The organism is Ruegeria sp. HKCCA0235A, from assembly GCF_013033235.1.
GTDB lineage: Bacteria > Pseudomonadota > Alphaproteobacteria > Rhodobacterales > Rhodobacteraceae > Ruegeria.
The window spans coordinates 43,141-56,339 of record NZ_WQDQ01000004.1 but is presented as its reverse complement, the minus strand read 5'-3'; the positions used below and the strand labels follow the sequence as shown (position 1 = coordinate 56,339).

Annotated in this window: 16 protein-coding genes; 11 read left to right on the top strand and 5 right to left on the bottom strand. The window is 57.9% G+C overall.

The features are described from left to right. Positions 1-14: 14 nt before the first annotated feature. Together GOW56_RS08340 and miaB are read right to left on the bottom strand one after the other, a co-directional pair. On the bottom strand, positions 15-779 hold the full coding sequence (locus GOW56_RS08340; RefSeq protein ID WP_371807889.1) for an outer membrane protein: 765 nt from the start codon (positions 777-779) through the stop codon (positions 15-17). Between the two features lie 172 nt (positions 780-951). After that, positions 952-2,271, bottom strand: a complete 1,320-nt coding sequence (gene miaB / locus GOW56_RS08335) for a tRNA (N6-isopentenyl adenosine(37)-C2)-methylthiotransferase MiaB (protein WP_171170939.1) — start codon at positions 2,269-2,271, stop codon at positions 952-954. A gap of 123 nt (positions 2,272-2,394) precedes the next feature. Between miaB and GOW56_RS08330 the strand changes: the two genes are divergently transcribed. Continuing rightward, on the top strand, positions 2,395-3,258 hold the full coding sequence (locus GOW56_RS08330; protein ID WP_171205592.1) for a hypothetical protein: 864 nt from the start codon (positions 2,395-2,397) through the stop codon (positions 3,256-3,258). Here the strand turns inward: GOW56_RS08330 and GOW56_RS08325 are convergent. After that, positions 3,241-4,062, bottom strand: coding sequence for a phytanoyl-CoA dioxygenase family protein (locus tag GOW56_RS08325; RefSeq protein ID WP_171117374.1), 822 nt, complete (start codon positions 4,060-4,062; stop codon positions 3,241-3,243). The two genes, GOW56_RS08330 and GOW56_RS08325, sit on opposite strands and share 18 nt — an antisense overlap. Before the next feature lie 83 nt (positions 4,063-4,145). Here GOW56_RS08325 and GOW56_RS08320 point away from each other — a divergent pair, with 83 nt between their 5' ends. Further along, positions 4,146-5,042, top strand: coding sequence for a LysR family transcriptional regulator (locus tag GOW56_RS08320; RefSeq protein WP_171205591.1), 897 nt, complete (start codon positions 4,146-4,148; stop codon positions 5,040-5,042). Between the two features lie 6 nt (positions 5,043-5,048). On the opposite strand, the gene irrA is transcribed toward GOW56_RS08320, so the two are convergent. Further along, on the bottom strand, positions 5,049-5,465 hold the full coding sequence (gene irrA, locus GOW56_RS08315) for an iron response transcriptional regulator IrrA (RefSeq protein WP_117872833.1): 417 nt from the start codon (positions 5,463-5,465) through the stop codon (positions 5,049-5,051). Between the two features lie 186 nt (positions 5,466-5,651). On the opposite strand from irrA, the gene fabA reads away from it, so the two are divergent. Genes fabA through GOW56_RS08295 form a run of 4 tightly spaced genes read left to right on the top strand, consistent with a single transcriptional unit; the run spans position 5,652 to position 8,457 of the window. Further along, the gene (fabA, locus tag GOW56_RS08310) at positions 5,652-6,161 is read left to right on the top strand and encodes a bifunctional 3-hydroxydecanoyl-ACP dehydratase/trans-2-decenoyl-ACP isomerase (protein ID WP_152457158.1); all 510 of its coding nucleotides are present in this window, start codon (positions 5,652-5,654) and stop codon (positions 6,159-6,161) included. 31 nt (positions 6,162-6,192) lie between these two features. Then, on the top strand, positions 6,193-7,422 hold the full coding sequence (fabB, locus tag GOW56_RS08305) for a beta-ketoacyl-ACP synthase I (protein ID WP_171117367.1): 1,230 nt from the start codon (positions 6,193-6,195) through the stop codon (positions 7,420-7,422). Positions 7,423-7,427: 5 nt separating this feature from the next. Beyond that, complete coding sequence (locus tag GOW56_RS08300) at positions 7,428-8,219, top strand: enoyl-ACP reductase (protein WP_171117365.1); 792 nt, start codon at positions 7,428-7,430, stop codon at positions 8,217-8,219. A 58-nt stretch (positions 8,220-8,277) separates the two neighbouring features. Further along, the gene (locus tag GOW56_RS08295; protein ID WP_171205590.1) at positions 8,278-8,457 is read left to right on the top strand and encodes a hypothetical protein; all 180 of its coding nucleotides are present in this window, start codon (positions 8,278-8,280) and stop codon (positions 8,455-8,457) included. A gap of 35 nt (positions 8,458-8,492) precedes the next feature. On the opposite strand, the gene GOW56_RS08290 is transcribed toward GOW56_RS08295, so the two are convergent. Continuing rightward, positions 8,493-8,921, bottom strand: coding sequence for a peptidylprolyl isomerase (locus tag GOW56_RS08290; protein ID WP_171205589.1), 429 nt, complete (start codon positions 8,919-8,921; stop codon positions 8,493-8,495). 126 nt (positions 8,922-9,047) lie between these two features. Between GOW56_RS08290 and GOW56_RS08285 the strand changes: the two genes are divergently transcribed. Genes GOW56_RS08285 through GOW56_RS08265 form a run of 5 tightly spaced genes read left to right on the top strand, consistent with a single transcriptional unit; the run spans position 9,048 to position 13,109 of the window. Next, positions 9,048-9,734, top strand: a complete 687-nt coding sequence (locus GOW56_RS08285; RefSeq protein ID WP_171205588.1) for a haloacid dehalogenase type II — start codon at positions 9,048-9,050, stop codon at positions 9,732-9,734. Beyond that, on the top strand, positions 9,734-10,564 hold the full coding sequence (locus GOW56_RS08280) for an alpha/beta fold hydrolase (protein ID WP_171170952.1): 831 nt from the start codon (positions 9,734-9,736) through the stop codon (positions 10,562-10,564). Before GOW56_RS08285 ends, GOW56_RS08280 begins: the two co-directional genes overlap by 1 nt. Next, positions 10,561-11,535 carry a threonine/serine dehydratase gene (locus GOW56_RS08275; protein ID WP_171117357.1) on the top strand — a complete coding sequence of 325 codons (975 nt, stop codon included), beginning with the start codon at positions 10,561-10,563 and terminating at the stop codon, positions 11,533-11,535. Before GOW56_RS08280 ends, GOW56_RS08275 begins: the two co-directional genes overlap by 4 nt. A gap of 59 nt (positions 11,536-11,594) precedes the next feature. Next, positions 11,595-12,383 carry a 3-oxoadipate enol-lactonase gene (pcaD, locus tag GOW56_RS08270; protein ID WP_171205761.1) on the top strand — a complete coding sequence of 263 codons (789 nt, stop codon included), beginning with the start codon at positions 11,595-11,597 and terminating at the stop codon, positions 12,381-12,383. 12 nt (positions 12,384-12,395) lie between these two features. Continuing rightward, a complete protein-coding gene (locus GOW56_RS08265; protein WP_171205587.1) occupies positions 12,396-13,109 on the top strand; it encodes an alpha/beta fold hydrolase in 714 nt (237 codons plus the stop codon). The last annotated feature ends 90 nt before the right edge of the window (positions 13,110-13,199 follow it).

Below are 13,199 nucleotides of genomic sequence, written 5' to 3'. Positions count from 1 at the left end.
CTGTCAGACGCGCATCAGAACGTATAGTTCAGCCCGAATCTCAAGCCGCCGTATTTCGGTGTGGACTTCGTGGAAAAGCCCGAACCGAATTGAACGTCTTCGGATTTGAACTGGACGTATTCGTATTCGCCGGTGACCGACCAATTGTCGGTCAGCTTGTGTTCGGCACCGATGCTTGCGGCATATCCGCCCCGCCGATCCGACACCGCAAAATTCTGTGTCGAAGTCCCCGTTGCGATATTGTTGGTTGTCTCAACATCCCCCCACAAGTAACCGACACTGAAAAAGTACAGAACCCGACCGTTTCGACTTGTCAGGCCGCTTCGGTACCTGAGGGACAAAACGTCAGAAACCTCTGTCCCACCCTGAACATCGGCACCAGAGATCTGGGTTCTGACACTATCGTCCAAGGATCCGAAATCATAACTGACTTCAAAACCATAAACGAAATCACGCCCCCACCTTGAAGGCAGAACACCACGCCAGCCACCACGAAAGCCACCGTATGCGCCGGATACGTTCAGGTCGCCAATATCAAACAGCCCGGCGGGCGTTCTCAGTCCAAATCGATCGTCCCAGCCTGAGGCGTAGCCGCCAGCAATCCCCAGGTAAAATGCACTGACGTCACTGCTGAACTTCTTAGGGCTGATAACGACAGGATCGGTTGTCGTGCCCTTCAGGTCTCCGGCAATCGTCGCGCTGGCAAAAAAAGTGACAACCGAGGCCAAAGGCAAGGTTTTCACTAGGCTCAGGGTCCTGAAGCTGTTCAAGATTGGCACTCGTACCTCCATCACTCCGATCTCGGGATCGGCGAATAATCGTTTTTTTGACGCAAAAACAGCGCCTGAAAAAACATGGCTCCTCTCGGAGCATAGTTCCAAGCAATAAATCAAGGGTAAATTTTCGAAACAAACACCAACTATGGTGTCTGAACGGCGGAATCTTACCGACTCAGAGCAGCTCACCCGCCAAAGAATTGGCGCCCGAGTCGGTGATCCGGACCTCTTTCAGATCACCAACGGCAATCCCGGTGCCCTTCACGTGCACCGAATGCAGATACTCGGATTTTCCGACCATCTGGCCCGGCAGGCGGCCCGGTTTTTCAAACAAAACGCGGACTGTACGACCGACCATACCGTCCTGAATTTCCCTTTGGTGTCTTGTGATAAGGGCCTGAAGGCGCTGCAATCGATCATCCGCCGCAGCCGGATCAACCTGAGCCCGCTCGGCCGCCGGTGTTCCCGGGCGTGTGGAATACTTGAAGGAATAGGCGTAGCCGTATTTGACCTCTTCAACCAAATCCAACGTTGCCTGAAAATCCTCTTCGGTTTCTTCGGGGAAGCCGACGATGAAATCCCCTGACATCACGATATCCGGGCGCGCCGCACGAATGCGTTCGATCAGGCGCAGATAGCTTTCTGCCGTGTGGCTGCGATTCATTCGCTTGAGGATACGGTCCGAGCCCGACTGAACCGGCAGGTGCAGATACGGCATCAGTTTCTCACAGCTGCCATGTGCCTCGATCAGGTCGTCGGCCATGTCATTGGGGTGCGACGTGGTGAAACGAATACGTTCCAGCCCGTCAACCTTGTTCAGTTCCCAGATCAGCCCTGCCAGGGTCATGTCTCCGTCGGGGCCGGCCCCGTGATAGGCGTTCACGTTCTGACCTAGCAGCGTGATCTCGCGCACGCCGCGTTCAACCAGATCATGGGCTTCGCGGATGATGCGATCCGCGGGGCGGCTGACTTCGGCCCCACGCGTATAAGGCACCACGCAGAAGGCGCAGAACTTGTCGCACCCTTCCTGAACAGTCAGAAACGCCGTCGGGCCGCGCTTGGCCTTGGGACGGTTTTTCAGTTTTTCGAACTTGTCTTCCTCGGGGAAATCGGTGTCCAGCGCCTTTTCGCCCGCACGGGTCTTGGCCTCCATCTCGGGCAGACGGTGATAGCTTTGCGGACCGACGACCAGATCGACCAGCGGCTGGCGGCGCATGATTTCTTCACCTTCGGCCTGCGCAACACAGCCTGCCACACCGATTTTCAGGTCAGGCTTTTCGGCCTTCAGACCCTTGAAGCGACCGAGTTCTGAATAAACTTTCTCAGCCGCTTTTTCGCGGATGTGACAAGTGTTCAGCAGAATCATGTCGGCATCGTCAGGCGTTTTGGTTTCGACATAGCCCTGCCCGCCCAGCGCCTCGGACATGCGTTCACTGTCATAGACGTTCATCTGACAGCCATAAGTCTTGATAAACAGCTTCTTCGGTTCGGACATGGGACGGGCCTTTGCATTCGCTGGATCGGCGTCATCTATACGCTTCGAACGCCGCTTGCAATGCGGGCGCAATTACCCGAATTTGGCAGGACTTTCCAGCAAGGCCGGACCAAAAAGCACCCGATGACGTACGATTCCCTCGACCATTTCCTGAAATCGGGACAGGCCGCACTGTCCAAAGGCCCCGTAGCATTGATTTTTGCCGAGGACGACGTGGAGCTGGCCAGCACGCTGCACCATCATCTAAGGCTCGGCTTCAAATCCGTGATCGTCTTTGCCCCGGACGAGTTTCACCTGACAGAGGACCTGTCCGCCAAGGTGCATCGGATCAATTTGAAATGTGTTCCCCGGCTGGTCGTGTTCGAAACCATAAACAGGATCATTCAGGCCGCACCCGGCATCTGGATGTATTATTGCTACAACGCCGAATACCTATTCTTTCCCTACTGCGAAACGCGCAGCGTGGGCGAGATGCTTGTCTTTCATGGTGAAGAGCGTCGCAATGCGATGCTCAGCTATGTCGTTGACCTGTACGCCGAGGATCTGACCGCACATCCCAATGGCGTGGCCCCCGATCAGGCCATGTTCGACAGCGTTGGCTATTATGCCCATACCCGCCACGACCCAAGCGGCCAACCGCTGGACCGTCAGGTGGATCTTTCAGGCGGGTTGCGATGGCGGTTCGAGGACCACATCCCCTACGAACGTCGCAGGATCGACCGCATCGCATTGTTCAAAGCGCAAAAAAACCTGGTGCTGAGACCCGATCACACGTTCAACGAACCGGAATACAATACCTATTCCTGTCCCTGGCATCACAACCTGACGGCCGCCATTTGTTCCTTCCGTGCCGCGAAGGCGCTGAAATCCAATGCAGGGTCAACCTTTGACATCCGAAGCTTTTGCTGGCACAACTCGGTGCCGTTTGAATGGCAGTCCCGCCAGCTGCTGGATCTCGGGCTGATCGAATCAGGTCAGTGGTTCTGAGCCGGCCTGGCGCTGCAACAGAATCGGAAACCAATCCTCGCGCAGGCGCTGTCCCGGCGTCATGTCATGACCGGGAAACGGGGGCGAGGTTCGGCCGGGGCGCTCTACATACCGGGCATCGTCGCCCACCAGCCGCAGTGAAAAGGCGCGGCGACGGCTGTCCGACTGGTTTCCGCGCGCACCGTGCAGCGTGCGATAGTTGAAAGCGACGGCATCGCCGGGCTCCATCTCGAATTCGACGATCTTCATACCTTCGGCATCCGGATCCGGCACAGGGATGTACTGACCTTCATCCGGGAAAAAGCCGTCCTCGGAAACCCATCGGGTCGGCAGAACTTCTTTCTCCCATCGGTGCGACCCGGCGACACACCGCAGCGTCGCCTGCCTGACCGGATCAAGCGGAGACCAGAAGCTGATCGTCTGCTGACCCTCGACGAAATAATATGGGCCGTCCTGATGCCACGGCGTCGCCATCGACGTACCGGGTTCCTTGACCAGCACGTGATCGTGAAACATCTGAACGCGTCTCGATTGCATCAGATCCGCGGCAACCTCAGCTGCAGGAGACGTCTCGATCACGTCGCGGAACTGTGGAATCCGGGTCCAGTTGCAATAATCATCAAAGAAACGACCTGTTTCACCGGCCTTCTTGTTTTCGGACGCATACGGACCGGGATCGGCCATATTCGCGGCCACACCATCGCGCAGTTGATCCACGTGATCCGCAAACAGCCCTTTGACCAGTACGACGCCGTCGGCCTGATAAGTGTCGATCATCTGCTGAGAAACAAGAGGGTGTGGCATCGGAAGCTCCTGAAGTTTTTTTGTTTTTGCCCGGAAAAGTGTATTCTGTTCAAATCATATCTTTCGAAGTCATTATTAAGCTCATGTTATATATTTCACTGCGCCAATATGAATATGTCTGTGCAATCGGGCGTCACGGCAGTTTGTCGGCGGCAGCCCAGCATCTCAATGTTTCGCAACCGGCCTTGTCCACTGCGCTGACGCGTGTTGAAGCCCATTTGGGGTATCCGCTGTTCGTTCGCCGCCGAGGTGCAGCCATGGCACTGACACCCCAGGGACGTGCGTTCATAGACCAGGCCGAGGTCTTGCTGAAAAATGCTGCGCGAATCGAAACGTCCGATACCTCCGCGCCGGGCACCACCAGGCTGAGATTGGGCTGCTTTACGGACCTGGCCCCCTTCCTTTTGGCCCCGGCCCTGCAACTTCTCCGCGACACGTTCACCGATATCAACCTTACATATGTGGCCGGGTCCTTCGAAGGGCTGCTGAATGGATTGATGGATGGCCAGATTGACATTGCAATCACATACGACCTGACCATGGATGCGGGGTTCGCCCGTACAAAGCTGTTCGACAGCAAACCGAAGGCGTTGATGTCCCCGGATCATCCATTGGCGACAACCACGGAAGTCACCCTTGCGTTGCTGGAGGGTTATCCGCTGATTCTGTCTTCGGAAGGTTTGTCCGCCCAACACATTCTCGGCCTGTTCCGGCAGAACGGGCTGCGCCCTACCGTCGCGCACCGGGCCGCATCCCTTGAAATCCAACGCAGCCTTGCCGCCCATGGTGAGGGAATCGGGATCAGCTATACCAGCCCACCCAGCAGCGTCAGCTATGACAACAAGCATCTGGTCAGCGTACCGATTGCCAATCCGGACACAGCAGAATCCGTCGTTCTGGCACGGCACGGTACAGGGCCCTCTGACACGGTCATAGAAAAGGCCGAACGTGTTTTGGTGGCCGGGCTGACAGGCGTTTAAGGTCTGTTACTTCCTGCGCAAGCGAATGACGACATCGACAGAGGCGATTTCGACACCTTCCGGCGCCTCGGGAAGGCGCTGAATGACCAGCTGATCCGACGGCGCATCACTTAGCCTTGCGTCGTCTTCCCAATAAAAGTGAGGATGATCGTGTGTGTTCGTGTCGAAATAGCTTTTCGATCCGTCCACTGTGATTTCTTGCAGGACGCCTGCATCGCAGAAAGCACGCAGGGTGTTGTAGACCGTTGCCAGAGACACCGCATCCCCATTCGCCTTTGCCGATTCAAAAAGGCTTTCTGCGGTGACATGGCGATGGCGGCCGTCGCCCACCAGAAGCTCGGCCAGCGCCACGCGCTGACGCGTCGGTCGCAAGCCGGCATTCACCAGCCAACCTGTTGCGATTTCGCGGCTCTGAGGTGTCATCGATCCGATACCCGTTATTACTGCCTATATATATAGGGGCGCATCACCGGCAATTACAAATGAAATTCATTCGCAAGATAAGAACCAACACAACATGATGTGGCGCGCCGCTCTTGCAGGACCTTGCAAACGGGTGTTAGACGAAGCCAGATGAAAAGACAGACCCCCGGCAGGAAAGGTGGCAGAATGGCCCAGTTCCCTAGCAGTTTTGACAAAGATGATCTGCTGAAATGCGCTCGCGGTGAGTTATTTGGCCCCGGCAACGCACAATTGCCCGCCCCACCGATGCTGATGATGGACCGGATCACCGACATCTCTGCCGATGGTGGTCTGCACGGCAAGGGCCATGTGCTGGCCGAATTCGACATCACACCCGACCTTTGGTTCTTTGAGTGCCACTTTCCGGGCAACCCGATCATGCCGGGCTGTCTGGGGCTGGACGGGCTTTGGCAACTGACCGGTTTCAACCTTGGCTGGCGTGGATGGCAGGGGCGCGGCATGGCCGTTGGCGTCGGCGAAGTAAAGCTGACCGGCATGGTGCGCCCGGACCGCAAGATGCTGACGTATAAAATCGATTTCAAAAAAGCGATTCAAACGCGCCGCCTGACAATGGGTGTGGCGGATGGCATTGTCGAAGCCGATGGCGAGATGATTTATGATGTCAAGGACATGAAGGTCGTTCTGTCCGAGGCCTGAGCCTGAACGGTCTGAAACAAGGAGTGCGCACATGCGTCGAGTAGTCGTCACCGGTCTGGGGGTTGTGTCCTCGATCGGGAACAATGCCGAAGAGGTACTGACCTCGCTCAAAGCAGGTAAATCCGGGATCGTGGCCAGCGAACAGATGGCGGAACATGGTTTTCGCAGCCAGATCGCAGGAACGCTCAAGATCGACGTGGCCCAGCATGTGGACAAGCGCACATTGCGCTTCATGGGTCCAGGGGCGGCCTATGCACATATCGCCATGAGCCAGGCGATTGCCGATTCCGGGCTGACCGAAGACCAGATCGTTAATCCACGCACCGGGTTGGTTGCGGGCTCTGGCGGACCATCGACCAGCGCGATGCTGACGGCGCATCAGACTGTTCTGAAGACGGGCGCGACCAAGCGCATCGGGCCGTTTGCCGTGCCGAAATGCATGTGCTCGACGATCTCGGCCAATCTGGCGACCGCGTTCAAGATTAAGGGCATCAACTATTCGATCACGTCGGCCTGCTCGACCTCGCTGCATTGCATCGGCAACGCGGCCGAACAGATCATGCTTGGCAAACAGGACGTGATGTTCGCCGGCGGCGGTGAAGAACTGGACTGGACGCTTTCCTGCCTGTTCGATGCAATGGGCGCGATGTCGTCGAAATATAATGACACACCCGATAAAGCCTCGCGCGCGTTCGACGAAAACCGCGATGGTTTCGTGATTTCGGGCGGCGGTGGAATCGTTGTTCTGGAAGAACTGGACCACGCCCTGGCCCGCGGCGCCAAGATTTATGCTGAAGTTACGGGTTATGCCGCAACTTCAGACGGCCACGACATGGTTGCTCCTTCAGGTGAGGGCGGCGAGCGCGCGATGAGACTTGCTCTGAGTACCCTGCCCGAGGGGCGCAAGGTCGGCTATATCAATGCCCACGGCACCTCGACCCCCGTCGGCGATGTGGGTGAGGTAGAGGCAGTGCGCCGCATCTTTGGCGAAGGCAACGTACCCCCCATCTCCTCGACAAAGTCGATGACAGGCCACGCTCAGGGCGCGGCGGGCGCGCTTGAAACTATTTTCTGCCTGCTGATGCTGGAAAATGATTTCATTACACCATCGATCAATGTCGACACGCTTGCCGAAGGCATTCAGCCCGGTGAAATTGCAACTCAAGTGGTTGAAAACGCAGGACTGGACAGTGTCATGACCAACAGCTTCGGCTTTGGCGGCACAAACGGGTCCATGGTTCTTTCAAAGTATAACGGGTGAAAGTAATGTCGGATCTTCTCAAAGGTAAACGCGGCCTGATCATGGGCGTGGCCAATGACCGCTCGATTGCGTGGGGCATTGCCAAGGCCATGCACGAGGCTGGCGCCGAACTGGCATTCACCTATCAGGGCGAGGCATTCGGAAAACGGCTGGAGCCGCTGGCTCAGAGCCTGGGCAGCGATTTCATGGTCGATGCGGATGTCACCGACGACGAGTCTCTGGATCGCGCTTTTGGCGAGTTGGCCGAACGTTGGCCCACCATAGATTTCCTGGTCCATGCGATCGCCTATTCGGATAAGTCCGAGTTGACAGGTCGGTTCCTGAATACAACACGGGCGAATTTCAAGCATTCGATGGATGTTTCGGCCTATTCCTTCATCGAGGTCGCGCGTCGCGCCTATCCGATGATGAAAGACAATGGCGGTTCCCTGTTGACCCTGACTTATCAGGGTTCCAACCGGGTTGTGCCCAACTACAACGTGATGGGTGTCGCAAAGGCTGCGCTGGAATCAGCAACGCGCTATCTGGCCAACGATCTTGGCCCCGATGGCATCCGCGTGAATGCGATTTCCCCGGGGCCGATGAGAACCCTCGCCGGTGCAGCCATCGGCGGCGCGCGCAAGACCTACAAATTCTGCGATCAGAATGCACCGATGCGCTCTAACGCCACACTTGAAGCTGTCGGCGGAACGGCTGTGTACCTGACGTCAGATGCAGGTGCCTGCACGACGGGTGAGATCATCCGCGTTGACGGTGGTTTCCATGTTCTGGGCATGCCTCAACCCGAATCCATGTGACCATATCTTTCCCTGCCGCTGCCCAGATTTCACCATCATTTGGCGGCAGGTAATCGATATGAGCAAACTTGACCAGATCATTGCAAATAATGCACGCGTCACGCAAAGCAGGCGAAAACCCGGCTTTCTCAGCCAACGGGCCAGGGTGCTATTGCTTACGTTGACTTCGCTGTTGCTGGTGTTCGTCTTCTTTACGCAGCCACAGGTGCGGGCCGCGATTCACACTCTGATAGGGTGAGATCCGGGCCGGACATCCGGCCCGAACCATGTCTCTCAGTTGACTGAAACGACTTCGATCTCGAAAACCAGATCCTGCCCTGCCAGCGGATGATTTGCATCTAGGGTAACGGTGGCTTCATTCGAATCCACAACCGTTACAGGCACGGCTTGACCTTCTGGCGTTTGCATCTGCAACTGTGTCCCTGGATCCAGGGGGATGTCGTCTGGAATGCCTTCACGGGGAATTTCCTGACGCATCGCCGGGTTGATCGGGCCGTAGGCGTCGGTGCAGGCAATCTCGACCCGCGTCTTGTCCCCGGTGGACAGGCCCGGCATGGCACGGTCCAGACCCGGGATGATCTGGCCCGACCCGACCACGAATTCCAGCGGATCACGCTCGTCCGAGCTGTCAAAGACTTTGCCGTCCAGCAACGTCCCGGTGTAGTGGATGCGAACCGTGTCGCCTTGTTTGATTTCGGTCATCGTGGCCTCCGGCCGTTCCAAGGGGTTAAGCGGCCAACCCTATAGGTTGACACAATGTTGTAAACCCTCGGCTCTTTCACCCCCTGCGCCGATGTGCCAACCTGCGCGCAATCTAAGGAGGACCATATGCCGATCACGACCTGTGTGTTCGACGCCTACGGAACATTGTTCGATGTTGCCGCGGCTGCCCGACAGGCGGCAGACGAGCCGGGTTTCGAAGCCCTGAAAGACAAATGGACCAAAGTTGCGGGGCATTGGCGTCTGAAACAACTGCAATACACATGGCTGCGCGCCGTGGCGGATGCGCATGCGGATTTCTGGGACGTCACCCAGGACGGGCTGGATTGGGCTCTGGAGGCCACAGGCCTGCAAGGCAACCCGGAACTGCGCCAACGTCTGCTTGATCTCTATTGGGAATTGCAGGCCTATCCCGAAGTTCCGGCCATGCTGAATGCCCTCAAGGATGGTGGGCTGCAAACGGCGATCCTGTCCAATGGGTCGCCCCCTATGCTGGACGGAGCCGTGAAGTCCGCCGGAATCGGCGATGTATTGGATGATGTTCTGTCGGTCGAAAGCGTCGGCGTCTTCAAACCCCACGCCCGTGTCTATGATCTGGTGCAAGACAGGTTTGGCTGCGCACGCGATGAGGTCTTGTTCGTCAGTTCGAACGGCTGGGACGCTGCCGGGGCCAGCGGGTACGGTTTTGTGACCGCATGGGTCAATCGGATTGGTGAACCCATGGATCGCCTTCCCTGGACACCTGCGCATGTGCTGTCCGATCTGACCTCGATTCCCAAGCTGGCAGGTCTCTGATGTCAGAATTCATGACAACGGACGGCAGGCGCATCTATTTCGAAGAGGCCGGCACCGGCACGCCGCTTTTGTGCCTGGCTGGTCTGACCCGAAACAGCCGCGACTTTTCGTTTTTTGCGCCACATGCCTCGGGCCTGCGCATGATCGCCATGGATTACAGGGGGCGCGGGCGTTCGGAATACGACTCCGATTTCATGAACTACAATATCTTCCGCGAATCCCATGACGCGATTGAGCTGCTCGATCATCTGGGGATCGCTAAAGCAGTCATTCTGGGCACATCGCGCGGCGGGTTGATCGCCATGGCGCTGGCCGCAAGCCATCCTGAACGTCTGGCCGCCGTAATTCTGAATGACGTGGGGCCGGTTATCGAGCCGTCGGGCATCGCCAAGATCATGGCCTACGTGGGGGCGCAGCCCACGGCCAAAACCTATGATGAAGCCGCCGCCGCATTGAAACACGTAATGGAGCCGCAATTTCCCGGTGTTCCACTGGAAACCTGGCGCAAACAGGCAGAATTTCAGTATGAAATGCGCAAGGGTGGGCTGAAGCTGCGATATGATCCAGCCTTGCGCAAGGCGCTTCTTGAACAAGCTGCAAGCGGGGCAGCCCCTGATCTATGGGTGTTCTTCGAAGCCTTGCGCGACATTCCCACCGGTGTGATCCGGGGCGCGAATTCCGATGTTCTGGACGTGGCCACTCTGGCCGAGATGCGGCACCGACACCCGGGCCTGATCTCGGTCGAGGTACCAGATCGTGGGCATGTTCCTTTCCTGAACGAACCCCAATCACTGGACCTGATACAGAAGGTATTGAAGAACGCCGCATGAGCACATTTGAGATGATCGAAGCCGCCGCAGAGCGGCTGAAAGGACACGTTCGCGAAACGCCGATCCTGTCGTCGCCCTTTCTCGATACGCTTGCGGGCCGCCGGATTTGGGTCAAACCGGAATGCCTGCAACATACCGGCAGTTTCAAGTTTCGCGGCGCGTGGTCGGCCATTTCGGCGCTGGATGAGGGCATACGCCAGCGTGGTGTGATCGCATATTCATCAGGCAACCATGCGCAAGGCGTTGCGATGGCCGCCGCGAAGCACGGGATTGCCTCGGTCATTGTCATGCCGTCGGACGCGCCGCAACTCAAGATCGACAACACCCGTGCGCTGGGCGGCGAAGTCGTTTTGTACGATCGTGCGAATGAAAAACGAGAGGAAATAGGCGAAGCCATCGCTGCCGAACGGGGTCTGACCCTGATCCGCCCCTATGACGAACCGCAGGTCATCGCGGGGCAAGGTACAACCGGGCTGGAAATCGCCAGGCAGGCAGCGGAAATTGGGGTTTCGCAGGCGGATGTTCTGATCTGTTGCGGCGGCGGAGGTTTGACCTCGGGCATTGCGCTGGCGCTGGAGAAACACGCGCCGAATTTGCGGGCGCGCCCCTGTGAGCCGGAAGGGTTCGACGACGTCAAACGATCCTTGGCGTCAGGTCGCATTCAAAACAACAATGCGGCGTCGGGTAACATATGCGATGCGATCCTGACACCGCAGCCCGGCGACATCACCTTTCCGATCCTTCACCGTCTTTGCGGCCCCGGACTTTCTGTCACCGAAGACGAGGCATTGCAGGCCATGGCATATGCCTTTCTGCGCCTTAAAATCGTGTTGGAACCCGGCGGCGCCGTAGCCCTGGCCGCAGCCCTTTTCCGGGGCGACGAGATCGAAGGCGACGACGTGATCGTCGTCACATCGGGCGGGAATGTCGATCCGGGAATATTTGCTAAGGCGTTGGAATTCCTGACCTGACATGGGTGCGAAAGCTGTGCAAATTGCATCAGGACCGCATGACGACAAGGACCTTTGTCATGATGATCGCTGATCTGGGCGACGTGAAACTGAACTACCGCATCGACGGCCCCACGGACGGTGCACCCATTGTGTTTGCCAATTCCCTGGGAACCGACCTGCATCTCTGGGACGCGGTGCTGCCATACATGCCCGACGGGCTGCGCATCATCCGGTATGACAAACGTGGGCACGGGCAATCCTCGGTGCCCCCTGCACCCTATTCGATGGGCGCTCTGGTGCGGGATGCCGAGGCGCTGCTGGATCACCTTCAGGTTCGCGATTGCGTCTTTGTCGGCCTCTCTATTGGCGGGATGATCGCGCAGGGGCTGGCGGTCAAACGCATGGACCAGGTTCGTGCGCTGGTGCTGTCGAACACCGCTGCCAAGATCGCCACGCCTTCGATCTGGCAAGAGCGTATTCAGGCGGTGCGAAAGGGCGGGATCGAGGCTCTGGCGGATGCCACGATGGAGCGTTGGTTCTCGCGCGAATACCGCCCCGCGCAAAACCACCTGCCCTGGCGCGATATGATGGTCAGCCAACCAGTCGAAGGGTATCTGGGCTGCTGTGCCGCCATTGCCGGTACCGACTTTTTTACCCCAACAAGCGGCCTGCGCCTGCCCACGCTTGGGATTGCGGGCAGCGAAGACGGATCGACCCCGCCCGATCTGGTGCGGGAAACGATTGATCTTGTTCCTGGATCCCGATTTCGGCTGATCCGCCGCGCCGGACATTTGCCTTGCGTTGAGAAACCGGCGGAATACGCAGAAATCCTGACCGGATTTCTGACCGAAATCGGACATGTCTGAAGGAGAATGACAATGACGTCCTTCCTGTTGGTCCATGGCTCGTGTCACGGCGCCTGGTGCTGGCGCGACCTGATCCCCGCTTTGGAAGCCCTCGGCCATACCGCCCGCGCCATCGACATGCCCAGCCATGGTGCAGACCCCACGCCGGTGGCCGACGTCACGCTGGACAGTTGCCGCGATGCCATTTTGAACGCCTGTACACCCGATACGATCGTCGTCGGCCATTCCTGGGCCGGCTTTCCGATCAGCGCAGCGGCCGAGGCGCGCCCGGATGCAATGCGCGCTTTGATTTACCTGTGTGCCTATGTCCCCCGGGATGGTCTTTCGATGGCGGAAATGCGCAGGCGCGGGCCGCGGCAAACCATTGCGCACGCAGTGGAAAAATCTGCGGACGGGCTTTCCTATACCGTGTCCGTGGATGCGGTCCCACAGCTGTTTTATCACGATTGCCCGGACGACATCCTGCCATACGCATACGCGCGCCTGTGTCCGCAAGCCATCCTGCCACAAGAAACACCGCTGCCTGTCGGCGCACGCTTTGCCAAGGTCCCCAAGGCCTATATCCGAACAACCGACGACCACACGATACCGACCGAGTACCAGGCAGACATGAGCGCCTGCGTCCCCGAAAACCTTCGACGTACAATCGACAGCTCGCATTCGCCGTTTTTTTCACATCCGCAGGAATTGGCTGAGCTTCTGTCCGAACTGGCGGGCAAACTCTAGCAACCTGCCGCAACGACATGGGGTGTCCGGCGGAACTGTCTCTTTCCTCATTCGTCGGGCATGACTAGGGTGCCGCTCACAACTCATTTG